Raw genomic sequence first — 24,580 nt, forward strand, 5'->3', positions numbered from 1 at the left:
GTGCATGCGCTAGCAGAGCTGCCGTGGCAGTTCCAGAGACCAGGGGCCTTTAACCGCAGGGCTCGAGAGCCGCCTGGCCTGAGGTTGCGGGGGGAAAGCCGCCACTTTATGATGATCTATCAATTTGGTGACGCGCTTTTGCGGAATCTGCATTAAGACGCGCTCCCGTTCCCCTCCTGCCAAACAAGTTGGACCAAATGCTCCGAGGAATGCGCAAGGCCTCATCAAACTGGCTCGGCAAGACCATTATGGCCGTGGTGATGGGCGTGTTGATCGTCAGTTTCGGCGTTTGGGGTATAGCCGACATCTTCAAGGGCTTCGGGCAGTCCACGGTGGCCAAGGTCGGCAGCACCGAGATTTCGCTGAATGAGTTCCGGCAGACCTATACTGACCGCCTTCAGCAGATCAGCCGCCAGTTCGGCCGGCCTCTCACGCCTGAGCAGGCCCGCTCATTCGGGCTCGACCGCCAGGTGCTGCAGCAGACGATCGCGGAAGCCGCTCTCGACGAAGAGGCGCGCCGGCTAAGGCTCGGCCAGTCAGATGACCAGATCCGCCAGTTCATCATGAACGACCCCAACTTCAAGGGCGTAGGCGGCAGCTTCGATCCGAATCGCTTCCAGGCGGTGATCCGCAATTTCGGCTACACCGAGCAGCGTTACGTTGCCGACCAGCGCAAGGTGTCGGTGCGCCGTCAGATCACGGGCACGATCGGCGCAGGCCTCGAGCCGCCGAAGGCGATGATCGACGTGCTAACGCGCTTCCAGAACGAGCAGCGCGCAATCGAGTTCGTCAGGCTCGACGCCGCGCAGGCCGGCCAGATCGATGCGCCCTCGCCCGAGGCGCTCGCTGCCTATTTCGAGGACCACAAGGTCCAGTTCCGCGCGCCCGAATTTCGCAAGATCGCCTTCGTCGTGATCTCGCCCGAGGAGATCGGCAAATGGACCGAGGTCTCCGATGACGACGCGAAAAAGCTGTTCGACCAGCGCAAGGACCGGCTCGGCACGCCGGAGAAGCGCCAAATCCACCAGATCGTATTTCCCAACGCCGCTGACGCGCAGGCCGCACGCGAGCGCCTCGCCGGCGGGCTGTCGTTCGAGGATCTCGCCAAGGAGCGTGGGCTCAGTGCGTCCGACGTCGACCTCGGGCTGGTGACCAAGTCTTCGCTCGACCCCGCTGTCGGAGATGCCGCCTTCGCACTTCCAGCGGGTGAGATCAGCCAGCCGATCCAGGGCCGTCTCGGCACCGCAATCGTCAAGGTCGACAAGATCGAGCCGGGTGTTGAAGCCAATTACGCCAGCCTCGCCGGCGACATCAAGCGCGAGATCGCCACCGAGCGCGCGCGCATCAAGGTCGCCGACCTCCGCGACAAGATGGAGGACGAGCGCGGCGGCGGCGCCAGCGTGATCGACGCCTCGCAGAAGCTCGGGCTCACAGCTGTGACCGTGGATGCGGTCGATCGCTCCGGCCGCTCGCCGAACGGCCAGCCCGTCGCCAGCATCCCGCAGGGCCTCGACGTAGTGTCGCAGGCCTTCAACAGCGACGTCGGCGTCGACAATGATCCGATCTCGTTCCGCGGCGGCTACGTCTGGTACGACGTGCTCGCCATCACGCCCCCGCGCGACCGCAATCTCGACGAGGTGCGTGACCAGGTCGAGGCGCGCTGGCGCCAGGACCAGATTGCCGCCAAGCTCAAGACCAAGGCGACGGAGATGGTGCAGAAGCTCGAGCCGGGCGACAAGCTCGCTGATGAAGCGGCCGCAATCGGCGTCAAGATCGAGACCGCGACCGGCTTCAAGCGCGACGACTCGCCCGCCGACGTGCCCTCAGCCGTCGTTGCGGCCGCCTTCCGCACCGCCAAGGGCGGCGTCGGACAGACGCCCGTGAGCGGCGGCAGCGAAGTGATCGTCTTCCGCGTTACCGACATCATCGATCCCGCGGCCGACGCCGCCTCCGACGCCGTCAAGAAGCTGAAGGACAGCCTCGATCGCGCGCTGACCGAGGAGCAGGTCGCTTCCTACGTCAACAAGCTTGAAACCGACATCGGGACCACCATTAATCAGGCCGCCTTCGCGCAGGTGACGGGCGCGAACCAGTAAAGCAATTGAAAGCACGCGATGGACGACCTGAAATCGATCATTGGAAAAGTGGCGACCGGCGCCAGCCTGTCGCGTGACGAGGCGGCCTCCGCCTTCGACGCCATGATGTCCGGCGAGGCCACGCCCTCGCAGATGGGCGGGCTGCTGATGGCGCTGCGCGTGCGCGGCGAGACCGTGGACGAGATCACCGGCGCGGTCTCCGCGATGCGCACCAAGATGCTGACCGTGACGGCACCGCCTGAGGCCGTCGACATCGTCGGCACCGGCGGCGACGGCTCCGGCTCTGTCAACGTCTCGACCTGCGCCTCTTTCATCGTCGCGGGGGCCGGCCTGCCCGTCGCCAAGCACGGCAACCGCGCACTGTCGTCGCGCTCTGGCGCGGCCGACGTACTGGCCTCGCTCGGTGTGAAGATTGACCTGAGACCCGAGCAGGTCGGGCTGTGCGTGCGCGAATGCGGCATTGGCTTCATGTTCGCCCCCGCGCATCATCCTGCCATGAAGAACGTCGGCCCGACCCGGGTCGAGCTTGCCACGCGCACAATCTTCAATCTGCTCGGACCGCTTTCCAACCCTGCCGGCGTCAAGCGGCAGATGGTCGGCGTGTTTTCGCGGCAATGGGTGCAACCGCTGGCGCAGGTGCTGAAGAACCTCGGCTCGGAATCCGCCTGGGTCGTGCATGGCTCCGACGGTCTCGACGAGATCACCCTCACAGGCCCGACCTTCGTCTCTGCGCTCCACAATGGCGAGGTCAGGAATTTCGAGGTGACGCCGGAGGATGCTGGTTTGTCGCGCTGCGACGCGGGGGCGCTCAAGGGCGGCGACGCCGACGCCAACGCGACCGCGCTGCAAAGCGTGCTCGACGGCATGCCGAGCCCCTACCGCGACGTCGCGCTGATCAACGCCGCCGCCGCGCTGGTCGTGGCCGGACGTGCCAAGGACCTCAAGGAAGGCGTTGCGATTGGCGCCAAGTCGCTCGACAGCGGCGCCGCGAGCGCACGGCTGAAGCATCTGATCGCGGTCTCCAACGGCTGAGTTTCACATGTCGGATATCCTGACCAGGATCGAAGCGTACAAGCGCGAGGAGATCGCAGCCGCCAAGCGCGCGCAGCCGCTGTCGTCTGTCGAGGCGAAGGCCCAGGCGCAGGGTGCATCGCGCGGCTTCGTGCGCGCGATCAGGGCCAAGCACGCGAACGGTGACTATGCGCTGATCGCGGAGGTGAAGAAGGCTTCGCCGTCGAAGGGGCTGATCCGTGCTGATTTCGATCCACCGCTGCTCGCCAGGGCCTATGAGGCCGGCGGCGCTGCCTGTCTGTCGATACTGACCGATACGCCTTCGTTCCAGGGCCATCTGGATTTCATGGTGGCGGCGCGCGCGGCGACATCACTGCCGGTGCTGCGCAAGGATTTCATGTTCGACACCTACCAAGTGGTCGAGGCGCGCGCGCATGGCGCCGATTGCATCCTCATTATTATGGCCGCGCTCGACGATGCCACAGCCAAGGATCTCGAAGACGCCGCCCTCGCTCACGGCATGGATGTGCTGATCGAGATCCACGACCGCGCCGAGCTCGATCGCGCGCTGAAGCTGCGTTCGCCGATGATCGGCGTCAACAACCGCAACCTGCGCACCTTCGAGACCACGCTTGCGACCAGCGAGGTACTGGCGCCGCTGATCCCGCAAGAGCGGCTGATGGTCGGCGAGAGCGGCATCTTCACGCCGGCAGACCTCACCCGGCTCGAACGTGTCGGCATGTCGACTTTCCTGGTCGGCGAAAGCCTGATGCGGCAAGACGACGTGACCGCGGCGACCCGCACGCTGCTCGCGCGCGAGAACGCGTCGCGTGCGACAGGTACGCGCTGACATGGCGCGCAAGCCGTCCGAGACGAAGCCCGCCAGGACGAAGTCTTCCAAGACCAAGGCCCGCCCCGCCCTCACCCACATCGGCGCCTCCGGCGAGGCGCGGATGGTGGACGTGTCGGACAAGCCCGCGAGCCAACGGCTCGCGGTCGCGGAAGGGCGCGTCATCATGAGCAAGGCGACGCTCGATCTGATCGTCTCCGGCAATGCCAAGAAGGGCGACGTGCTCGGCACCGCGCGGATCGCCGGCATCATGGCGGCCAAGCGCACCTCCGAACTCATTCCGCTCTGCCATCCGCTGGCGCTGTCGAAGGTGACGGTCGACATCGAGCCCGACGCAAAGTTGCCGGGCTGCCACGTCCGCGCCAGCGTGAAGGTGACGGGTCCCACTGGCGTCGAGATGGAGGCGCTCACCGCAGTGTCGGTTGCCTGCCTCACCATCTACGACATGATCAAGGCGGTCGAGCGCGGCGTGCGCATCGAAGGCATCCATCTCGTCGAGAAGCTCGGCGGCAAGTCAGGCCATTACCGCGCCTGAGCGCGGGCCCCGATTATCTCGCCTGGCGCTGACGCTCGCGGTAAGCGCGCGTCTTCATCCGATTGCCGCACAGCGTTGACATGCACCATCGCCGCGTCGATGGTTTCGACCGGTCGAAGAACACCCGGCGGCATTCCTCAGATGCGCACATCTTCAGCCGGTCCAACGTCCCCATAAGCGTTGCATCGTGCAGCTCGACCGCGATGGCCGACAGGCCTGCGAGCGCATCCTCGCGTGCCGCCGACAATATCGCGCCCCGCCCGGCACGCGCCTCCACCCGTAACGGAAACGGCGCCAGCGCGTCATCGAGCGCGCCGAGCACATCCTCGTTCCGACGCCGCTCGGCCGGCTCGCACTGCAGATAGGCGCGTAGCGCCTCGCGCAGCCGCAGCGCGGTCTCGAACATCGGGAGTGTGACACGACCGGCCCCAGTATCGAGCCCGCGTTCCTGCATCCAGTCCGCAAGCTGCTTCGGCCCGGCGAGCTCGTCGCCCTGCGGGTGCTCTACGCCGTATTGCAAGAAACGGCGAAGATCGAGTGTGTTGGCGAAGTCGTAGACGTTCGCCAGCTCATCGGGAACTTTGAATTTGCGCGACTCTTTCGACATCGGAACACCAAAGATTGGAACACCAGTAAGACACGTTTATTTACTGGTTGACAGGATTGACACCAGTATATCATTTATACTGGTGTTGAAATTCTTATCGAGTGATCATCGCAATAACAAGACGGAGATCGCGAGTCGTGGCTGATGCCCTGCACTATCTCGAACTTACAGAGCTCGCTGCACTCCTCAAAGCGCGCGCAGTTTCCGCGCTGGATGTGACGCGTGCGCAGCTCGACCGCATCGGTACGCACGACCCTGAACTCGACGCCTATGTTCACGTGACGGCGGAGACGGCCATCGCCGACGCGAAGACCGCGGACGCCGAAATAGCCCATGGCCGGTATCGAGGGCCACTGCATGGCGTGCCGATTGCGCTGAAGGATCTGTTCTGGACCAAGGGCATTCCGACGGCGGCCGGCACCACGCTGCATCGCGATTTTCGTCCCAGCGAGGACGCAACCGTCGTGCGACGGCTCAAGGACGCAGGCGCCGTTGTGCTCGGCAAGCTGCAGCTTACGGAAGGCGCATATTCCGATCACCATCCGTTCGTAACTCCGCCGAAGAATCCGTGGAATGCGGATTATTGGCCGGGCATTTCATCCAGCGGCCCTGCGGTCGCGACGGCCGCCGGACTTTGCTTCGGTTCGCTCGGCTCCGACAGTGGCGGCTCGATCCGCTGGCCCTGCGCCGCCAACGGACTGACCGGGCTGAAGCCAAGCTGGGGCCGCATCAGCCGCCACGGCATGTTCGAGCTGGCGGCGAGCCTCGACCATGCCGGACCGATCGGCCGCAGCGCTGCCGACGTCGCCGCGCTGCTCGGCGTCATCGCTGGACACGACCCGAACGATCCGACCTCGTTGGTCGATCCCCTGCCCGACTATTTGGCCGAGGCCAAACAGGACGTGCGGGGCTTGCGGATCGGCGTCGACGCAGCCTGGAACAGCGACGACGTGGACGTTGCGACGCAGCGTGTATTGACTAACGCCGTCGATACTTTCCGCGCACTTGGCGCTGACATCGTCGATGTCCAATTTCCCGACGTGATGCAGGCGATCGCCGATTGGACGCCGAATTGTGCGGTGGAAGCTGCCGTCGCGCACGAGGCGACCTATCCCGCCCGCAAGGACGAGTATGGCCCAATCCTCACCTCGGTCATCGAGGCCGGTCGCGCGCTCTCTGCTCTCGATTATCAAAAGATCCTGCTGCGGCGGCTGGCGCTGCGCGGGCAGGTGACTGCGCTGTTCGAAACCATCGACCTGCTGCTGATTCCGGTGCACCCATTTCCGCCTGTGACGCTCGCGATGATCCGAACGCTCGGCGAGCAGCCGGACCTGATCGCGAAAATGCAGCGCTACACCTGCACGTTCGACATGACCGGTCATCCCACGATCACACTGCCGGGCGGAGCATCGGCGGACGGATTGCCGATCGCGTTCCAGCTCGTCGCTGCTCATCTCGACGAGGCCATGCTCGTGCGCGCCGGCGCGGCGTTCCAGCGCGTCACGTCATGGCATTGCCGCCATCCTGCCCTCACTTGGCGGAGGTAACATTGACCATTCAATCCACATTGGCTCATCGGAGCATTTTTCGCGGCTGGTTCGTTGCCGCTGGTGCGTTCGCGGTCACGCTTGTCGGCTTCGGCTGCGCCTACACCTTCAGTGCATTCCTCAAGCCGCTACAGCTCGAGTTCGGCGTCTCGCGCGGCTCAGTCTCGCTGGTGTTCTCGCTCGCCGGCTTTCTCTATTTTGGCCTCGGCATCATCAGCGGCCCGCTTGCCGACCGCTTCGGTTCGCGCGTGTTTGCCGTGATCGGCATGCTGCTCACCGGTCTTGGTCTCGCCGCCGCTGGCTTCGCGCGCAGTCTCGCCGAGGTCTATCTCGCCTACGGGCTTGGGGTCGGGGTCGGGGTCGGCTGCGCCTACGTGCCGGCGATCGGCGCGGTGCAGCGCTGGTTCGTGCGCCGGCGCGGCTTTGCCTCCGGCCTTGCGGTCAGCGGGATCGGCGTCGGCACGTTGGCGATGCCGCCGCTCGCGACACTCCTCATCGAGATGCTGGGCTGGCGCGGCGCCTATCTGGCGCTAGGGCTGCTGGCGGCGGCCATTGGCGGCGTCCTGGCGCTGCTCATCGAAAACGATCCTCGCGATCGCGGCCTCGGCCCCGACGGCGATCAGGCGCTGGCGACGGGCTCGAGCCGCGCGGCCGGCGCATCTATTGCCGAGGCGGTGCGCTCGCGTAATTTCGTCGCGCTCTACGTCGCCTGCTTGATCTGCGCATTCGGCGTGTTCGTGCCGTTCGTGCATCTCGTCCCTTATGCCAGCGACCACGGCGTGGCACCGACAACCGCAGTGCTGCTGCTCGGCGTGATCGGCATCGGCAGCACCGCCGGCCGGTTCCTGCTCGGCGGGCTTGCCGATCGCATGGGCCGAACCTCGGCCCTGCTGCTGATGTTTGCGGGCATGGCGGTGGCGCTTGCGATCTGGGCGGTGTCGGTCAATGTATGGGCCCTTGCGGCCTTTGCCTTCGTTTACGGCGCGTTCTACGGCGGCTGGGTCGCGGTCCTCCCCGCCGTCGTCATGGACTATTTTGGTGGACGCAACGTCAGCGGGATCATCGGTATTCTCTATACCAGCGTTGCGTTCGGGACGCTGATCGGACCCAGCGCTGCCGGATTCGCGTACGACCTCATGCACAGCTACACGGTACCGATCCTGATCAGCGCCACCGCGAACGTCCTCGCGGCGTTGATCGTGGCGGCGGTCCTGGCGCCGGGCGGCCGGGGAACGGTTGGCGCAGCGAGACGCTGATCGATCGGAACTTGGTGCCTTGCGTGCCGGCGGGGAGCATCGCCGGCAGGTTAGGCGGTAGCGAACATTTGCGGCAGTTTCTGCACGTCTCCGTCTCGTGCATCACTCGCATTTGCGCGGGTCTATTCATGCTGAATTAACCGCGCTTCCTAACTTCGCCTCCATACCGTTCCCGTAAACCAACGGATGTTTCCGGGCCAAGAATTGACCCTGGCGTGTGCACGACAGCGATCGAAACCAATGACGAAATTCTGCAGTCGCCTTTTCGACCAGGCCGCGCTCGTGCGCAGCGGACCAATCCGCTGGCTGGTCGTGGGCGGGATATTCCTGATCGCGGCGATCGCCGTCGGCGCGACGCTGATGGCGCAGAATTTCCGCGAGCGTGCGCTACGCAATTCGGGCCGCGAGCTCGATAACACCGTGTTGCTGCTCGCCCATCATTTCGATCAGCAATTGCAGGATTTCGCCGTCATCCAAAGGGACTTCTTCGACTACGTGCGCGCGACCGGCATTGCGAGCGCGATGGACTATCGCAAGGGTCTCTCCGGCCAGGACGTTCACCGGATGCTGCGCTCGAAGATCGAGGCGTTGCCCTACATTGGCGGTGTCAACATCATCGATGCCGACGGCAATTTGATCAATTCGTCGACGGCATGGCCGGCACCCAAGGTCAACGTTGCCGATCGCGCCTATTTCCGCACCTTCCGATACGATCCCCATTCACCCGATGTCCTGATCGAGCCGCTGCACAGCCGCATCTCCGGCGCCTGGACCATCCTCATCGTCCGCAAGATCGTCGGACCGAACGGCGAGTTCCTGGGCGTCGTCGGGCGCGGCATCGAGCCGGCCAATTTCGAGAAATTCTTCGAGTCCGCCGTGCTCGGCGAAGGCGCCACGATCTCGATGCTGCATCGGGACGGTACGCTTCTCGCCCGCTATCCCCACACGGATGAATTGATGGGGCGGAACTTCAAGACCGGAGGGTTCGCGCAGCAGAGGGTCTTCGGGCTCGATCACTTCGCCGGACGCTTCATCAGTCCGGTCGACGGCGACGACCGACTGATTTCTGCGCGGGCCCTGCCCCACTTCCCGATCCTGATGATGGCCACCACGACGCGCGCGGCCGCGCTGACCGACTGGCGCGAGCAGATCGGCATTTTGATCTCGGTCGCCGGCGCATCCGCGCTCGCCATCGCCGGCGTGCTGATCGCGATCGTGCGCAAGCTGCTCGAACAACACCGCGCCTCCCGGAAACGGCTGACGCTGGAGAAGCAGCGCCTCGACCGCGCCGTCAACAATATGACGCAGGGCCTGCTGCTGTTCGACGCCTCGCGGCGGCTCGTCGTATGCAACCAGCGCTACGTCGAGATGTACAGCCTGTCGGCCGAAATCGTGAAGCCTGGTTGCAGCTTCCACGACATCATCGCGCATCGCAAGGCGACGGGCTCCTTCACCGGCAACGTCGACCAGTATGTCGCGCGCGTGCTGCGCGACGTCCATGTGCGCAATTCCATGGTGGTCGATACCGCCGACGGCCGCTCCATCCAGATCGCCAACGAACCGCTCGCCGACGGCGGCTGGGTGGCGACGCACGAGGACATCACCGAGCGGCGGCGCACCGAGGAGCGCATCGCCCACCTCGCCCATTACGACGCGCTCACCGACCTGCCCAACCGCACCATGTTCCACGAGCATCTGCGCGGGGCGCTGGCGGGCACCGTCCACGGCGAGGAGCTCGCGGTGCACTGTATCGACATCGACGAATTCAAGGGCGTCAATGACGCCTTGGGGCATCTCGTCGGCGACGAGCTCCTGAAGTCAATTGCGTCGAGCCTCAACCGCTGTGCCGGTCCGACGGATTTCGTGGCGCGGCTCGGCGGCGACGAGTTCGCCATCGTGCAGAGCCCGGTGACGTCTGCCGATCAGGTCACCGACCTGGTCGCGCGGGTCTTCGAAGCCATCCGCACCCCGTTCGACTGCATGGGCCATCATCTCACCACCGACGCCAGCATCGGCATCGCGCTGGCGCCGCGACACGGGACGGCGCTGGACCAGATCCTGAAGAACGCTGACATGGCGATGTACGCCGCCAAGTCCGCCGGACGGCGCACCTATCGCTTCTTCGAACCGGAGATGGACGCCAAGGTCCGCGAGCGGCGGCAGCTTGAGACCGACCTGCGCTACGCCATCGCCCATGGCGGCCTCGAAGTCTACTATCAGCCCTGCCTCAGCCTGAAGGACGATCGCATCACCGGCTGCGAGGCACTGGTACGCTGGCGCCATCCCGAGCGCGGGACGGTTTCGCCGGCCGAGTTCATCCCGATCGCGGAAGACACGGGCCTGATCAACGAGATCGGCGAATGGGTACTGGCCACCGCCTGCCGGGATGCCGCGAACTGGCCCGACGACATCCGCCTCGCCGTCAACATCTCGCCGGTGCAGTTCAAGAGCGGCACGCTGGCGCTGAAGATCGTGGCGGCGCTCGCCGCCTCCAATTTTCCGGCAAGCCGGCTCGAGCTTGAGATCACCGAGGCGGTCCTGATCCGCGACGACGATACCGCGCTGGCGATCCTGCATCAGCTCCGCGCGATCGGCGTGCGCATCGCGCTCGACGATTTCGGCACCGGCTACTCGTCGCTGAGCTATCTGCACCGCTTCCCATTCGACAAGATCAAGATCGACCGCTGCTTCGTCAACGACATCGCCGGCCCCGACGGCTCCGCCAGCATCGTGCAGGCCGTGGTCAACCTCGCCAGCGCCCGCCGCATGACCACCACGGCCGAAGGCGTCGAGACCGAGGAGCAGCAGCGCCTGTTGCGCGCGCTCGGCTGCTCGGAGATGCAGGGCTATCTGTTCAGCGCGGCCAAGCCAGCCGACAAGGTGCTGGAGCTGTTCGCGACCCATCGCAGCCAACTTGCCAAGCGCGGCGACACCGAGCTCCGCCGCCGCGAGGCAGGCTAGCTACTTTCCGGCGCAAAAATCGCGGTTCTGATGGGCGCGGTCAACCATGCAGACAATAAGAAGCCCCGGCGGGGGGCGGCGGGTGAGCCTTGGGCCCGAGGGTGGCCTTCCACCCTCGGGCGACGTTTCAGGAGTGGGCTAGTTCGGCAGCGCCTTCGGCGCCGGCTTTGCGGCCGCGGCATTCACGGTGACGCCGTGCAGGAAGTCGTAGGCCGCATGCAGGGCCTTGTCGTCCTTTTCTTCCGGCGGGACGTAGGACTGCGAGCCCGTCTGCTCGCTGCCGTCGGGAGCCGAGAGATGACCGCGCATCGAGGCTTCGCCCATGGTGTCGACGCGGCCTTTCAGCTCCGCCGGTACGTCCTGGAGGATCTCGATGTCGGGGGCGATGCCCTGGGCCTGGATCGAGCGGCCCGACGGCGTGTAGTAACGCGCCGTGGTCAGCGCCAGCGCGCCACTGCCCGCGCCGAGCGGAATAATCGTCTGCACCGAGCCCTTGCCGAACGAGCGCGTGCCGATCAGCGTCGCACGCTTGTGGTCGTGCAGCGCGCCGGCCACGATTTCGGAGGCCGAGGCCGAGCCGCCGTTGACCAGCACGATCAGCGGCTTGCCCTTGGCGAGATCGCCGCCATGCGCGGTGAAGCGCTGCGTCTCTTCCGGATTGCGGCCGCGCGTCGACACGACCTCGCCACGCTGCAGGAACGCACTCGACACCGACACCGCCTGGTCGAGCAGTCCGCCCGGATTGTTGCGCAGATCCATCACGTAGCCCGCGAGCTTCTCCGGCGGGACCTCCTTGGCGATCGCCGCGATCGCCTTCTTCAGACCGTCGGTGGTCTGCTCGTTGAACGAGGTGACGCGGATATAGCCGATGTCGCCGTTCTCGACGTGAAAGCGCACCGGGCGCACATGGATGATCTCGCGCGTGATCGCGATGTCGAGCGGGGCATCGGCGCCCTTGCGCACGATGGTGAGCTTGGTCTTGGTATCGACCGGCCCCTTCATCTTGTTGACGGCCTGCTCGAGCGTCATGCCCTGCACGGCGTCGCCGTCGATCTTGCTGATCAGGTCGCCGGACATGATGCCGGCCTTGGACGCCGGCGTGTCGTCGATCGGCGAAACGACCTTGACCAGGCCCTCCTCCATGGTGACTTCGATGCCGAGCCCGCCGAATTCGCCGGAGGTGGTCTCCTGCATCTCGGTCCAGGCCTTGTCGTTCATGTAGCGCGAATGCGGATCGAGAGAGGTCACCATGCCCGTAATCGCGCCTTCGATCAGCTTGGAATTGTCGGGCTTCTCGACATAGGTCGCTTTCACGCGCTCGAACACTTCACCGAACAAATTGAGCTGTGAATAGGCGTCGTTCGCGCTCACTGCCGCCCGTGCCGCCCAGAGTCCGCCATGCGGACCGGATACGAGGAGGGTCAGACACGCGCCGGTGAGCGCGCCCAGTGGGAACAGCAGGGTTTTCCGCATGGGTGGACTGGCCTTTTTGCTTAGCGGTTCTGTTGGAGCTTGGGAGCCGCCATGCAAATGGCGATCCAGCCCGTTTCTCACAATACCATTCCGGTTTCTTCAAGGCCGGCGAGCCCGCCCGGCGGGTACGCCGCAAAAATCCCTTCGCCCCGACCTAAACTTTTGGCAACGTTCGAGGACCGCCTCTTGCACGCCGGAATTGGCCGGCCGGCCCACGCCTCACAGCCATGCGATTTTAGGATAGTTTTGGAGCCCCGGACGGGATAGGCGATGGCATAAGGCTTCAAATTCTCGGGAGGACAACAATGAACGAAGGGATCCGGCCGCAACGGAACGTCGAACTCGGCGCCAGCAATGAGCTGTTCCAGAACCTGCACGAACTCATTCGAAAGGCGCGCTCCAACCTCAACCAGAACGCCTGGGACTATATCGTCGGGGCCGCCGAGACCGAAACCACGATGCGCCGCAACCGCATGGCGCTGGACGAGATCGCCTTCCGGCCGCGCGTGCTGCGCGACGTCCGCAACGTCGACGGCTCCGTCGAGCAGTTCGGCCGCAAGCTGCGCCTTCCGGTGGTGCTGGCCCCTGTCGGCGCGCTCGAAATCTTCGATCCCCAAGGCGCCGCCAGCGTGGCACGCGGCGCCGGCGCCTTTGGCGCGGCGCACATGCTGAGCTCGGTCTCCGAGCCCGGCCTCGAGAACACCGCCGAAGCCGCGCCTGATGCGCTGCGCTTGTTCCAGCTCTATGTCCGCGGCGACGACGATTTCGTCGCGGATGTCGTCAGCCGCGCCGTGAAGCACAGCTACGCCGGCTTCTGCCTGACCGTCGACACCGCCCATTACAGCCGTCGTGAACGCGACATCGCCAAGCGTTACGTTCGCGAGAGCCGGCTGCGCGCCACCGGCGGCGACTTCCAGAAGGGTCTGGAGTGGCGGACCGTGAAGATGATCAAGGACAAGTTCAGGATTCCGCTGATCCTCAAGGGCATCGCGACCGCCGAGGACGCGCAGATCGCGGTCGATCATGGCGTCGAGTGGATCTATGTCTCCAACCATGGCGGCCGCCAGCTCGATCACGGCCGCGGCGCCATGCATGTGCTGCCCGAAATCGTCGAGGCCGTGAAGGGCCGCGCCAGGATCATGGTCGACGGCGGCTTCTGTCGTGGCACCGACATTGTCAAGGCGATCGCGGCGGGCGCCGACCTCGTCGGCATCGGCCGGCTGCAATGCTGGGCACTTGCAGCAGCCGGTGAAGCCGGCGTGACGCGGATGCTGGAGCTGCTGGAGGATGAGGTGCTACGCTGCCTCGGCCTGTTGGGGGCCACCTCGTTCGCCGAGATCAACAAGTCCTGCCTGCACCCGGCGGCCGCCACCAATGCACCGAGCGTGTTCGGCGCGTTCCCGCTGTTCGACGTCGAGCCGTATCGCTACTGACCCGAAAGGATGCAATGACCCCACTCTCTCCCGGCAGCGCGGATGCGCTTCTGTTCGACCTCGGGCGCGTCGTGCTCGACATCGATTTCTCCAAGGCGATCGCCTGCTGGGCTGGACATGCCGGCTGCCAGCCGGAGGCCATCGTCGCGCGCTATGTGCGTGACGAGGCCTACCGGTTGCACGAGGTCGGCAGGATCAGCGATGCGGAGTATTTCGCCTCGCTGCGCGCTTCGCTCGGAATCGGCATTTCGGACGCACAGTTCCTGGAGGGCTGGAACGCGATCTTCGCAGGAGAGATGCCCGATATCGCAGAGCTGTTGCCGCGCGCGGCCACGCAGATGCCGCTCTACGCCTTCTCCAACACCAACCGTCCGCATGTCGACTACTTCTCGAAGGAATATGCCGATCTGCTCGGCCATTTCCGCGAGGTCTACCTGTCGTCCAGCATCGGCCTGCGCAAACCCGATGCCGAAGCCTTCGACCATGTCGTGGCTGCGATCGGCGTGCCGGCAAAGCGCATTGTGTTCTTCGATGATCTCGCCGAAAACGTCGAGGGAGCGCGGGCACGCGGATTGACCGCGGTACACGTCATGTCCGCCCGGCGACGTCGGAGAGGCGCTCAGGGCCTTGGGGATCTGATCGGGAACCCGGTTCCCCGGAACCAAATTGTCCCAAATGAGGAACCAAATCATTTTGCGCAATTTTATACGGAGTTCCGGGAACGGAAGCCCCGCCTCCGGACTATTGAGTCCGTCGGTATTTCTACGGACGGACACATCATCGTGTTGGGCAAGACCTACCTTACCAAGCAGGCCTCTCTCCTTCTTGAATTCGCCAGAACCACCTCGGACTCGGAGCTCTCGGCCAAGCTGATCAGTAAGGCCGCCGATCTGAAGTCTCAGGCGGATCCGCTGCCCGACAAGGATCAGGGTCTCCAAGCTCCTGACGTCCGTTCCAACGGGCCTACAGGGAGTTGATCGATGCTGGCCGTGGCTCTGGTCGTTCTCGTCCTTGCCATGGCCACGCTGGTCCCCGTCGTTCTCGTCGTCTGGATCATGCCGCGCCGGACCTGACGGCTACTCTTACCGGGCAAAGTCAGGCACGATGATTCATCCTGCCTCGCCGTCGTTTTGCCTCTGCGCTCGCGCTCGGCTAGAACTTCGCCGTTCTTCGTCCGACCGTGCCCTGCAGGAGTTTTCCCCGTGGTCTTGATGCCGGTTTCTGACGCGCTCGCAGCGGTGCTGGCGGGGACAGAGCCTCTGGCCGAAGAGGTGATCCCTCTCGCCGATGCCTTCCATCGCGTGCTCGCGCGCGACGTCGCGGCGCGGCGTACGCAGCCGCCGCAGGCGATGTCGGCGATGGACGGATATGCCGTGCGGACAGCCGATGCGGCAAAGATCGATGCAGAACTCCACCTGATCGGCGAGGTCGCCGCGGGCCGCCCGTTTGCGGGAACGGTCGGGGCAGGCGAAGCGGTGCGAATCTTCACCGGCGGCGTCGTTCCCGATGGCGCTGATGCCGTCGTGATCCAGGAGGATACGGGCGCGGATGGCAAGCGCATCACGATCAAGGAAGCCGCAATCGTGGGGCGTCACATCCGCCCCGCCGGCGTCGATTTTCGCGAGGGCGACGTGTTGCTGCGGACGGGCACCCGCCTTACCGAACGAGATCTGGCGCTCGCCGCCGGCATGAATCAGCCCTCCCTTCCGGTCCGCCGCCGTCCGAAGATTGCGATTCTCGCGACCGGCGACGAGCTGGTGATGCCGGGAACCGCACCCGGCCCCGGACAGATCGTTTATTCCAACGGCTTCGCCCTGCACGCGCTAGCGCGCAGCGAAGGCGCTGAAACCATCGACCTTGGAATTGCCGCGGATACCCTGGACGCCACCACCTCCGGCATCCGCCGCGCCCGCGACAGCGGCGCAGACATCCTGATCACGACGGGCGGCGCATCTGTCGGCGACCACGACCTGGTCAAGCCGGCGCTGGAGGCCGAGGGCATCTCCATGGCTTTCTGGAAGATCGCGATGCGGCCGGGCAAGCCGATGATGCACGGACGGCTCGGCGCGATGCGCGTGATCGGCCTGCCCGGCAATCCCGTGTCATCCTACGTTTGCGCGTTCCTGTTCCTGGTTCCGCTGATTCGCGCGCTGTCTGGCGGCTCAGTGATTCATCACCGCCGCGAGCGCGCCGTGCTCGGCCGCGATGTCGGTTCCAACGATGCGCGCGAGGATTATCTTCGCGCGCATCTGGAGGTGCGGGAGGACGGAGCGCTGGTCGCCCTTCCCGTCAACCATCAGGATTCTTCGCTGCTTGCGAATCTGGCTGCGGCGCAGGCACTTCTCGTGCGCGCGCCGTTCGCGCCGAAGGCCGAGGCGGGCATGCCTTGCGAAGTGCTGCGGCTGCCGGCTTGAACGCGCCGACCGCACGCGTTTCCATAACTTTGTCGCGTTCACGGTAAATTAAGCAGTTGCGGAACACATATCGAACATATAGTGTCCGTTCATGATTTGTTTCGAGCATCTAGCGGCTCGCCGCTGAATTCGCCGTCTCGGAATCGAACGACATCAACCGGGGGATTTGGTCGAGATGTTAACGCGCAAACAATACGAGCTTCTGCGGTTCATCAGCGAACGTTTGAAGGAAAGCGGCGTGCCGCCCTCTTTCGACGAGATGAAGGACGCGCTCGATCTGCGCTCGAAGTCGGGTATCCATCGCCTGATCACCGCGCTCGAGGAGCGCGGTTTCATCCGGCGTCTGCCCAACCGCGCCCGTGCCATCGAGGTGATCAAGCTGCCCGAGCTCCAGGCCGCCGCCGGCACCCGCCGCGGTTTCACGCCGAGCGTCATCGAAGGCAATCTCGGCAAGGTGCGCGCGAGCTCCAGCGCGTCTACGGACGACGGTGAACGCCCCGTTGCCGTGCCGGTGATGGGCCGCATCGCGGCCGGTACGCCGATCGAGGCGTTGCAGACCCGCAGCCACACAATCAGCGTACCGCCCGACATGCTCGGTTCAGGCGAACATTACGCGCTCGAAGTGCGCGGCGATTCGATGGTCGAGGCTGGCATCCTCGACGGCGACATGGCGCTGATCCAGCGCAACGAGACTGCCGATACCGGCGACATCGTCGTCGCGCTGATCGACGAGGAGGAAGCAACGCTGAAGCGCTTCCGCCGCCGTGGCGCCTCGATCGCGCTCGAGCCCGCCAACGCGGCTTATGAGGTGCGCATCCTGCCGCCGAACCGGGTCAAGATTCAGGGCAAGCTGATCGGGCTGTACCGGAAATACTGAGCGTACCCGACGGTCACGCGATACCCATTGGAGCGGACGGATTGTCCGCTCCGGCTGGATGGTCTCTCTGGTTCTGCACAGATGATCCGGCCACCCCTCCAGCGCTACATCCTCGGCACGCCGCACGAAGCAGTCATCGCTTCGCGGCCTTGTGAGACCGAGGAGACAACCATGCGCAAGATCATTCTGAGTATGCTCATGACCGCTTTGATCGGGGCGCCGCTTCGCAAGCCGTCGCCGCACAGTCGCATCATCATGCCCGCAAGGAGACAGCGGTGAGCACGCAATTCCGCAATGCCCACAGCGCGGTCGAACAAACGTCGCAGCCGAATTGGCCGTATTCCGGCTGGTCTGCACCAGCGGGCCGCTGACGTTCGAGTCCGCGCAAAATGCACGGACGCAGGCTTTGTTCCTACTGGATTCGGGAAAGATAATGTGATCGCAGCCTGCGGCGGCGAGCCGCAGATTTGCCTACAACCGAGCAGATGCTTATGTACTTTCCACTCTGATAGAGGCCTGCGCCTCAGAAGAGGCGCGGGTTGCTATCTTCGAATGAGGAGCACCCGATGTGTGACTACAGCCTGCATGCCGTCGCGACGCGCCCGGCCGAAGTCGGCGAGACGATCGTCACGACAACCTTCCGCGGCACCTCGACGCGCGGCTTCGCCTCCGAAGCCGATCTCTCCGTCGCGGTCTGCCTGCTGCCGGGAACGGAGCTCGCCTTCGCCGACAACGTCCGCTACGACAATCGCTGGATCTGGACGCGTACCGTCAACTCGCGCGTCGGAAAGTTCGGCAAGATCGATTCGCACATTCCCGATCGCCACCACGACGCGATCGAATTTCCCGACGGCAAATACGTGTTGGTCACGCAACTCGTCGAAGGCCAGCGCGCAACCGTGCTGCAGCTGCCGGTGAGCCAGCCGGTCGGCGAACGCGAGCACAAGCCGCAGATCATCGCCGACAGGCAGCCGACCGTCACCCGCTTGCCGATCGGCTGACACTGCCGTCCCCGGCCGCAAGGTCGAGGCCAGGATTGAAATTGCCATCGCCGGCCGAGGCCGGCGAGATGGAGTGTTTTGCGGCCCTCGAATTCAGATGGGCGGCTCCTGCCGCCCGTACACGTCGCACGAAGTTTGGGCCGCCCTGCCTGAATTTTGAACGCCCGCTCCGTGGCCAAATGGCCGATGCTGATGCAGCTTGAGGCGGCGGGCACGCTCGATGAAGACCTTCATTCGCGTCGTTGAACTCTGGGTGCCTGACCAGACGCGCATGCGGCTGGAATTCGGCGGCGGCCTCTACAGCGAAGGCCTGTGCGCGTTCAGGGCCGTAAGCGAAAACTTGCGCTTCGGATATGACGAGGGCCTACCAGGCAAGGCCTGGTCCAGCGGCCACCCCGTGATCCTCACCAAATTCGCCAACTCGTATTTCAAGCGGACCGATCAGGCCATCGCGGCGGGGCTGACCTGCGGCGTGGCGGTGCCGGTGTTTGCCGGCGAATTTTTGCAAGCCGTCATGGTGCTGTTCTGCGGCGACGACGAGGCGCATGTCGGCGCGATCGAGCTCTGGCACAACGATCCGGACGTCTCCCACGAGATGGGGCTCGTCGACGGCTATTATGGCGCCGCGGACATGTTCGAGTTCAACTCGCGCCACACCAAATTTCCACGCGGCTTCGGCCTGCCCGGACGCACCTGGAAAGCGGGCGCACCGCTGATCATCAAGGACCTGCACGACGCCAAAAGCTTCCTGCGCTGGGAGGACGCCGCCAAGGTCGGAATCAACCTGGGCGTCGGCGTGCCCTACCGGACCGGCGCCGACCACACCTGGGTCCTGACATTCCTTTCCGCGCAGGCCACGCCGATTGCGCGGCGCTTCGAGATCTGGGTGCCGGACGCGGCCCGTTCGGCGCTGGTCTTTCGGGCCGGCGATTGCAGTGCGCAGACCGACCTTGCCGCGCTCTATGCGACGAAATCCATCGTCAGAGGCGAAGGAAGCATCGGCGGAGCCTGGGCAACCGGCATGCCCGCGCTCAACGACGATCTCTCGCATGACGCCTCGATCGCGGCCTCGGAAGCTCGCGTATCGGGGCTGAGCCGGATGGTGGCGCTGCCGGTCATCGGCAATGCTGGACTCGAAGCCCTGTTGGCCTGGTATCTGTAGCCGTTCCGCTCAATCCTCGGCCTGCAAGTCGGCCTCCGATGGTGTTGCGTCCTTGCTGCGGGGCGCGGCCGTCTTCGGCGCAAGGCTCGTGTCGAAATCACCCTCGCCTGCGACGGCCGGCGACCATGGGCGGCTCGTGCCTCGCGCCCTCACCGCTTGAACCGCAAAGCCGTCGCCGCGCTGCGTCAGCGCCAGCGCGCCCTGTGCGGTGAGGCGTTGCCGATCGACCACCATCGCCGCGCAATCCGGCGGCGCAGGCCGAGCGGTGACCACCAGCGCAGCGCGACTGCAATCATCAGCCAGCGCGTCGACGCGCAGCGCTAGCGCAACCAGGCGTCCGTCGGCAAGCGGCGTCACGCAGCCCAAATCGTCGCACGACGCGCCATCGCTGAGTGCGGCGTTGCCGGCGTTGCGAGGATCGGCATCCGCCGCGAGCCATTCCTTGAGCAGAAAGGCGTCCTTGCTCGTCCTGATCAGATGCATCTGCCCGTCCCTGCTCCGCACCGCAATGCTCTGGCCGTCACCGGCAATCAGGACATCGGGCTGCCGGGCAGAGAGTCCCCAGGCGATCGAAGCCTGCAGCACCAGCGCGCCGGACCAGCGCAGGGGCGTGCGCAACAGGCCCATCAGGATGGTCCCGAGGCTTGCCGCGACCAGCGGCGCGATGCCGAAAGCCGGGATGCGGCCGACCGCGCCCGGCAGCGACGCCACCCAGCGCGAGACCGCGACCATCCAGTCGATGCCGATTCCCATCAGCCACCAGAACACGCCGTCGAGCCGAACGGCGCTGCCAGCAAGCCCAACAGCCCCGCGGGCATCACCAGCGCCGATACCACCGGCATCGCGCCGAGATTGGCGAGCACGCCGAACGGCGTGACGCGGTGGAAGTGGAAGGCGGCATAAGGCGTGGTCGCAAGCCCCGCAATCAGCGAGGCCAGGAACAGCATCGCGATCTCGCGGCCGCCCCACATCGCAATCCGCGCGGTCGCCGAATGGTCGGGCGATGCGAACAGGTTCGGCATGCCCACCTGCACCAGCGCCACCAGCCCGAGCGTTGCCGCAAACGACATTTGGAATGTGGGACGCGGATTCCTAATTTCTGCAGAAAATCAAATGCTACCTTCTGGATCTTATTCCGGGATTTTTTCCGGGACTCCGCGAGTCGCTCGACAGCAACAGCTACATCCTCGTCCAGCACATGCGCGTAGCGGAGCGTGCTCTTGATGTCCCGATGATTGAGCGCCTTTTGCACCAGCTTGAGGTTACCGCTCTCGCGCAGCAACTTAGTTCCGAAGTCGTGCCGGAAGTCGTGAAACCGGGCAATGCCTGAGTTCGTGCGGAGGCGCTGCCAGGCGGTCTTGGCTCCCGTGTAGGTCAGAGGGTAGCGCTGTCCTCTAACCCGGCCCAGCCGCTTGTTGCCGTAGACCGCAAGGTAGGTGAAGCAAAACTCGGGGTTCTGCCCCTGCAGCGGGAACAGGATCTCGCGAACGGCCGGCGTGATCGGAAACACCACGCGCCGCCCGCCCTTGCCGAGCCGGACAATTTGCCTGGTGCCGAAATCGACCTCAGACCAGCGCAGCGTCACGCACTCCTTTAGCCGCATCCCGCTGGCGCGGACGAAATCGAAGAACGGGCCATAATCGGGGCGCATCGCGTCATCGAGCGCGTCAGCCAACACGGATTCTATGAAGCGCCAACCCGTGATAACACGGAAAAAGCGAGGGCCGCCCGCAACCGGCAAAGGCACGCTAGTTGGCGTTCGCCTGCAGCCCGACGATCTGGCTGCGGTTGATGATTGGATCGCGAAGCAAGACGACGCTCCGACAAGGCCAGAGGCAATCCGCCGGCTGGTCGAAATCGGGCTGAAAAAGAAATGACCGGCGACTCACCAACCGACAAAGTCGCGCGGGGCCAAAAGTGGTTCCCTTATTTTGAACCCCAAACAAAGAACGGTCGCTGGTTCGTTGCCGTCAAAACCGGGGTTGGCCCAGTCTCCCACATTGGGGACTTCGCAATGGAAGCGGAAGCCAGTAACTGGATTTCGACTAAATCGAAATACTGGCCAGGCAAGCCGATCTAAGGGGGTCGTCAAAAAAGCTACGCCGCTGGGCTCGAAATACGATGTCCCAACGGCGCCCTGATGCTAGGCCCCTAAAATCCCCTAGCGGCTGCGTTATAGCAGCCATCGCGGCGCGCAGGTGTGAGCTGCTTCACAATTGGCGTCCCGTAAAAACACGGCTCCTAAGCGCCGCTGCTTGGCAAAAGACCAAAGACTGGTTGTCCTGCCCGATTGGCTCGCTCATCTAGCCGCGCGATCTCAGCACCGGAGGCCTCAGCCACAATCACGACCGTGCCCGCACCACGGTCGTAATCAGGATCGCTAGCGATATCCCGAGCGACACGGGCGCCATATTTGACAGCTAGTTCAGCAGAGCCAAATAGCTCCCCCACATCGTCCGCCTGTGTCTCTCCGTTGTGGAGAATCGGGAAGAAGTAACGTCTCATAGCCGCGGCCCTCGCCTTAACTCGCGATCATGCCCACGTCTCGGGACGGCGCGCACCTGTCAAAAACGACAGGGTTCGTCATACAGCTGCGCTTGCAAACGGCGTCGTCGGTTGCCCCCTCACCCCAACATCCTTCGCGACTTCGCGTTATTCGCCGCGCGACAGCTGATGACGCTTGGTCATCGTCTAAGGTGTGCGGCGGATCTTATAGAGAACGAAGCGCGCGGACCTATCCAATTCCTTCAGCATGTCTGGCAGCGGGTTCGCCACGCCGGTGCCAATCAGATAGAGATAGTCGTAATCTCGATTCCAAGTGCGGATGAAGGCGGCGTCGTCGGAAGCCATCGTCCGGCCTCCGGCAATTGCACTCAGCAGTCCTATCGGCACAGGCCCACCGTAGGGGATGGCGAGACGGCGGACCTCGGTCCGTGCCTGAATCGGCTGCTTGCCGGCCTCGGTGAATACGTTCGGTACGAAAGCATTGGCGTAATGCACCGCTAGGGTCGGCGCATAGTACATTGGATACTGACTGAGGTCCTTGAAAGGGGGATCATCGCCCTCTCCGCTGGTCCCAACTAGTATCTTCGAACCTCGATCAATCTTCTGAAAGGACTGAATCAGCGCTGAATAGTCTGCGCCATAGGACTGCCAGACCACAAGCACGACCGCCAGATTGGTTAGCGTGATGCCCCCGACAATGGCGAGCGCAGCCATCGTCCATCGTCCGCTCGGCAGTGACAGCGAGCAGAAGGCAGGAAGGATCAAAGCGGCCGCAGGAAGAACCCGAATATCCGCGAACGCCGTGCCAAATAGCCTTGGCGGAATCGCAAGATAAAGGAGCGCGAAGCCAGTTGCGATCCAGATCCCTGCAGGCTGCAGCTTTAGCGCGCCGGACCTGGCGGCGACATATAACGCAACCATCAGCACGATCGCGCTCGCCCCTGAGATAGCCATGCTGTAGCCGTTCATGATGAAAAATGGCCACAGCAGCTTGTAGTCAAAAGACCAAAATGTGCCCTCGCTTCCGACAGAGCCGGCGGTCAGTCGCATGACAACCAACAGCACCACGGCAGGTATGGCGAGCGTGACGAACCGGAGGGCGGCGTCGCGGTATGGTAGCTTCCGGTCAAAGGCGCGCCAGGACTCATAGAATCCGAGCGTCGCGCCATAGATGCCCAAAGCAAAGAAATGCGCGGTAAACAGCACTACCACAAAAGCTGTGTTGGCGATGAAACGTACCGGAGTTGGTTGCTCGGCTGCCAACAGATAAGCGGCAATGCCCCAGAGCGCGATGCCGAGAGCGCATTCGAAGTTGACGAACCCCCACGTGAACGGGAGGCAGTAAAGGAACAAGAGCGCCGCGAACCCGGCGAGGTGAACGCGCCGCTTCACGGCCCATTCGAGCGCAACCGCACCGCCGATGATCAATAACTGGCCGAAAAGAAGAAACAGCCGCGTCGCGTTCTCGGCGCCGATCAGCCGCGCCATGGGCGGGACCACCAAGTCCATCGCCAGATTGGGATAGAAGGCCCAGGTCGCCTCATAATATGGATTGGCATCGATGCTGCTCATTTGGCTCAGAAGATACATGCGGGCGAGGTGGTTGAGGTAATCGACCATCGCCGGAATGGAAGTAAGCAGCGTGGGGAGAAGTGAAGTGATTACGAGCAGGGCGAACACAGCGGTCGCGACCGATCGATCTGAGCGAGCACCGTGATCGACCTCTGGGATCAGGAGAGCAGGTGCCTTCACGCGATTACTCCGGATATTGGAACGCAGCAAGATTGTTGTTTTGTTGTAAACCTAGTTAAGATAGAGCGTTCTAACAATTGGTCAAAACATCGGAACAGTTTCAATTTTGTTGGGTGAGCCGTTTCGGTCACGAGCCGGAATGCTTTACCCTAAGTGACGTTTCCGTTCGGCCGTCAAAAGCGGACACCCACGCCTTTACAAGTGCGCAGCGAGGCGGCGAGGTACGCTGGATCAGCGCGATGAAGTCCGACGAACTGATGGTCGATGGTCGCAGCAATCTCACCAAAGAGCCGGACGGCCGGCTACGCGCGTCACCGCTCAGTCAGCTGTTGTCGCCGAGGTCTGCCGATCGATCCGCCTCAGCTGTGCTAGCAGCATTCGGTTGGCCTCTGTCAGGCGGACCAATCCATCGGCGCCGGCTGAATCGTCTTGCCGGGTTGATCCTCAGGCCATACGTGCGAGACGCGCTGCGTCACACCGCCTGCCGTGATCGTCGTCAATATCGCGTGGCCGCCGACAACGTGGCGTCCATCAAAGCGTTTGCGACGCTGAATCTCCATGCAGTGCAGGAGTTACGATTCAGGATCGACCTTCTCGAAGTCGGCAATTAAGTCAAAGCCTGCCTCTTGAAACTCCTCGCGCGACGGCGGCGAAGGCATTTGTTCTTGGCGTATCGCTCAGCACGCAATAGGCCGGGCACCTACTAGGTCATCCCACGCTCGCTTCCGCGGAACCTTGACCTGCTAGGATGCCTCGCGATGCGGCGTAGGCTATCAGCGCCGCGTCGCGCGCAGCTTTCATTAAGTATTTCCGGCTATGCGGATACCATGTGCGCGCGTTGGGGCAGTTGCTATTGCGAGGTGCGGTAAGCGTTGCGGGCGCCGCTTTGACGGCCCTCTGCATCGTCGGAGTCCTGTGGTTGGCCGCGACCCACTTTCGGGCCAAGAAGCAAACTGTCGCCGTACGCATACGACGAAGACCGCCTGATTGACGCATGCGCGCGGGCACGGCGAGCTCTATGATGGCGTTGCGAGAAGGTCAGGCAGCCTGCTGATCGGCGGGCTTGTCGGCTCGGCGCAGGAGCTTCCATTCCCAGGGCA

The 24,580-nt window shown here is 64.0% G+C and carries 16 protein-coding genes and 3 pseudogenes; 14 read left to right on the top strand and 5 right to left on the bottom strand.

The window, feature by feature from the left end:
- Positions 1-197 precede the first annotated feature (197 nt).
- From IVA82_RS12015 to moaC, 4 genes are read left to right on the top strand one after another with little or no spacing between them, the layout of a single operon-like run.
- Positions 198-2,096, top strand: coding sequence for a peptidylprolyl isomerase (locus IVA82_RS12015; RefSeq protein WP_247383800.1), 1,899 nt, complete (start codon positions 198-200; stop codon positions 2,094-2,096).
- A gap of 18 nt (positions 2,097-2,114) precedes the next feature.
- Positions 2,115-3,128 (top strand): anthranilate phosphoribosyltransferase, encoded by a 1,014-nt coding sequence (gene trpD / locus IVA82_RS12020; RefSeq protein WP_247383801.1) that lies wholly within the window; start codon positions 2,115-2,117, stop codon positions 3,126-3,128.
- Between the two features lie 7 nt (positions 3,129-3,135).
- Positions 3,136-3,957, top strand: a complete 822-nt coding sequence (gene trpC / locus IVA82_RS12025; protein WP_247383802.1) for an indole-3-glycerol phosphate synthase TrpC — start codon at positions 3,136-3,138, stop codon at positions 3,955-3,957.
- A gap of 1 nt (position 3,958) precedes the next feature.
- Entirely contained in the window at positions 3,959-4,492 is a 534-nt protein-coding gene (moaC, locus tag IVA82_RS12030) for a cyclic pyranopterin monophosphate synthase MoaC (protein ID WP_247383815.1), read from the top strand.
- A gap of 13 nt (positions 4,493-4,505) precedes the next feature.
- On the opposite strand, the gene IVA82_RS12035 is transcribed toward moaC, so the two are convergent.
- Complete coding sequence (locus tag IVA82_RS12035) at positions 4,506-5,099, bottom strand: CGNR zinc finger domain-containing protein (RefSeq protein ID WP_247383803.1); 594 nt, start codon at positions 5,097-5,099, stop codon at positions 4,506-4,508.
- A gap of 137 nt (positions 5,100-5,236) precedes the next feature.
- Here IVA82_RS12035 and IVA82_RS12040 point away from each other — a divergent pair, with 137 nt between their 5' ends.
- From IVA82_RS12040 to IVA82_RS12050, 3 genes are all read left to right on the top strand, one after another.
- Positions 5,237-6,646 carry an amidase gene (locus IVA82_RS12040; RefSeq protein WP_247383804.1) on the top strand — a complete coding sequence of 470 codons (1,410 nt, stop codon included), beginning with the start codon at positions 5,237-5,239 and terminating at the stop codon, positions 6,644-6,646.
- 2 nt (positions 6,647-6,648) lie between these two features.
- Positions 6,649-7,902 (top strand): MFS transporter, encoded by a 1,254-nt coding sequence (locus IVA82_RS12045; RefSeq protein WP_247383805.1) that lies wholly within the window; start codon positions 6,649-6,651, stop codon positions 7,900-7,902.
- 240 nt (positions 7,903-8,142) lie between these two features.
- Complete coding sequence (locus IVA82_RS12050; protein WP_247383807.1) at positions 8,143-10,863, top strand: EAL domain-containing protein; 2,721 nt, start codon at positions 8,143-8,145, stop codon at positions 10,861-10,863.
- A gap of 138 nt (positions 10,864-11,001) precedes the next feature.
- On the opposite strand, the gene IVA82_RS12055 is transcribed toward IVA82_RS12050, so the two are convergent.
- Positions 11,002-12,336: a S41 family peptidase gene (locus tag IVA82_RS12055; RefSeq protein ID WP_247383808.1), complete on the bottom strand. Its 1,335-nt coding sequence runs from the start codon at positions 12,334-12,336 to the stop codon at positions 11,002-11,004.
- 305 nt (positions 12,337-12,641) lie between these two features.
- Here IVA82_RS12055 and IVA82_RS12060 point away from each other — a divergent pair, with 305 nt between their 5' ends.
- The 6 genes and pseudogenes from IVA82_RS12060 (at position 12,642) to IVA82_RS12085 (ending at position 19,223) form a co-directional block, all read left to right on the top strand.
- Positions 12,642-13,769, top strand: a complete 1,128-nt coding sequence (locus IVA82_RS12060) for an alpha-hydroxy acid oxidase (RefSeq protein WP_247383809.1) — start codon at positions 12,642-12,644, stop codon at positions 13,767-13,769.
- A 14-nt stretch (positions 13,770-13,783) separates the two neighbouring features.
- Positions 13,784-14,408: pseudogene (locus IVA82_RS12065) on the top strand (HAD family phosphatase).
- A gap of 563 nt (positions 14,409-14,971) precedes the next feature.
- Positions 14,972-16,183, top strand: a complete 1,212-nt coding sequence (gene glp, locus IVA82_RS12070; RefSeq protein ID WP_247383810.1) for a gephyrin-like molybdotransferase Glp — start codon at positions 14,972-14,974, stop codon at positions 16,181-16,183.
- A 175-nt stretch (positions 16,184-16,358) separates the two neighbouring features.
- Positions 16,359-17,060, top strand: a complete 702-nt coding sequence (gene lexA / locus IVA82_RS12075; RefSeq protein WP_247383811.1) for a transcriptional repressor LexA — start codon at positions 16,359-16,361, stop codon at positions 17,058-17,060.
- A gap of 566 nt (positions 17,061-17,626) precedes the next feature.
- The gene (locus IVA82_RS12080) at positions 17,627-18,061 is read left to right on the top strand and encodes a hypothetical protein (RefSeq protein ID WP_187435911.1); all 435 of its coding nucleotides are present in this window, start codon (positions 17,627-17,629) and stop codon (positions 18,059-18,061) included.
- A gap of 220 nt (positions 18,062-18,281) precedes the next feature.
- Positions 18,282-19,223 carry a GAF domain-containing protein gene (locus IVA82_RS12085; protein ID WP_247383812.1) on the top strand — a complete coding sequence of 314 codons (942 nt, stop codon included), beginning with the start codon at positions 18,282-18,284 and terminating at the stop codon, positions 19,221-19,223.
- Positions 19,224-19,232: 9 nt separating this feature from the next.
- On the opposite strand, the pseudogene IVA82_RS12090 reads toward IVA82_RS12085, so the two are convergent.
- From IVA82_RS12090 to IVA82_RS12100, 3 genes and pseudogenes are all read right to left on the bottom strand, one after another.
- Positions 19,233-20,305: pseudogene (locus IVA82_RS12090) on the bottom strand (ComEC/Rec2 family competence protein); the annotation flags it as partial.
- Positions 20,306-20,424: 119 nt separating this feature from the next.
- Positions 20,425-20,874: pseudogene (locus IVA82_RS12095) on the bottom strand (site-specific integrase); the annotation flags it as partial.
- Positions 20,875-21,914: 1,040 nt separating this feature from the next.
- On the bottom strand, positions 21,915-23,480 hold the full coding sequence (locus IVA82_RS12100; protein ID WP_247383813.1) for a hypothetical protein: 1,566 nt from the start codon (positions 23,478-23,480) through the stop codon (positions 21,915-21,917).
- 239 nt (positions 23,481-23,719) lie between these two features.
- Between IVA82_RS12100 and IVA82_RS12105 the strand changes: the two genes are divergently transcribed.
- The gene (locus tag IVA82_RS12105; protein ID WP_247493308.1) at positions 23,720-24,091 is read left to right on the top strand and encodes a hypothetical protein; all 372 of its coding nucleotides are present in this window, start codon (positions 23,720-23,722) and stop codon (positions 24,089-24,091) included.
- The last annotated feature ends 489 nt before the right edge of the window (positions 24,092-24,580 follow it).

The sequence above is a fragment of the Bradyrhizobium sp. 142 genome, from assembly GCF_023074015.1.
In the GTDB taxonomy this organism is placed as follows: domain Bacteria; phylum Pseudomonadota; class Alphaproteobacteria; order Rhizobiales; family Xanthobacteraceae; genus Bradyrhizobium.

Coding starts and splice junctions, on each gene's coding strand:
- IVA82_RS12015 (WP_247383800.1), top strand. CDS start 198: ATGCTCCGAGGAATGCGCAAGGCCTCATCAAACTGGCTCGGCAAGACC.
- trpD (WP_247383801.1), top strand. CDS start 2,115: ATGGACGACCTGAAATCGATCATTGGAAAAGTGGCGACCGGCGCCAGC.
- trpC (WP_247383802.1), top strand. CDS start 3,136: ATGTCGGATATCCTGACCAGGATCGAAGCGTACAAGCGCGAGGAGATC.
- moaC (WP_247383815.1), top strand. CDS start 3,959: ATGGCGCGCAAGCCGTCCGAGACGAAGCCCGCCAGGACGAAGTCTTCC.
- IVA82_RS12035 (WP_247383803.1), bottom strand. CDS start 5,099: ATGTCGAAAGAGTCGCGCAAATTCAAAGTTCCCGATGAGCTGGCGAAC.
- IVA82_RS12050 (WP_247383807.1), top strand. CDS start 8,143: ATGACGAAATTCTGCAGTCGCCTTTTCGACCAGGCCGCGCTCGTGCGC.
- IVA82_RS12055 (WP_247383808.1), bottom strand. CDS start 12,336: ATGCGGAAAACCCTGCTGTTCCCACTGGGCGCGCTCACCGGCGCGTGT.
- IVA82_RS12060 (WP_247383809.1), top strand. CDS start 12,642: ATGAACGAAGGGATCCGGCCGCAACGGAACGTCGAACTCGGCGCCAGC.
- lexA (WP_247383811.1), top strand. CDS start 16,359: ATGTTAACGCGCAAACAATACGAGCTTCTGCGGTTCATCAGCGAACGT.
- IVA82_RS12080 (WP_187435911.1), top strand. CDS start 17,627: ATGTGTGACTACAGCCTGCATGCCGTCGCGACGCGCCCGGCCGAAGTC.
- IVA82_RS12085 (WP_247383812.1), top strand. CDS start 18,282: ATGAAGACCTTCATTCGCGTCGTTGAACTCTGGGTGCCTGACCAGACG.
- IVA82_RS12105 (WP_247493308.1), top strand. CDS start 23,720: ATGAAGTCCGACGAACTGATGGTCGATGGTCGCAGCAATCTCACCAAA.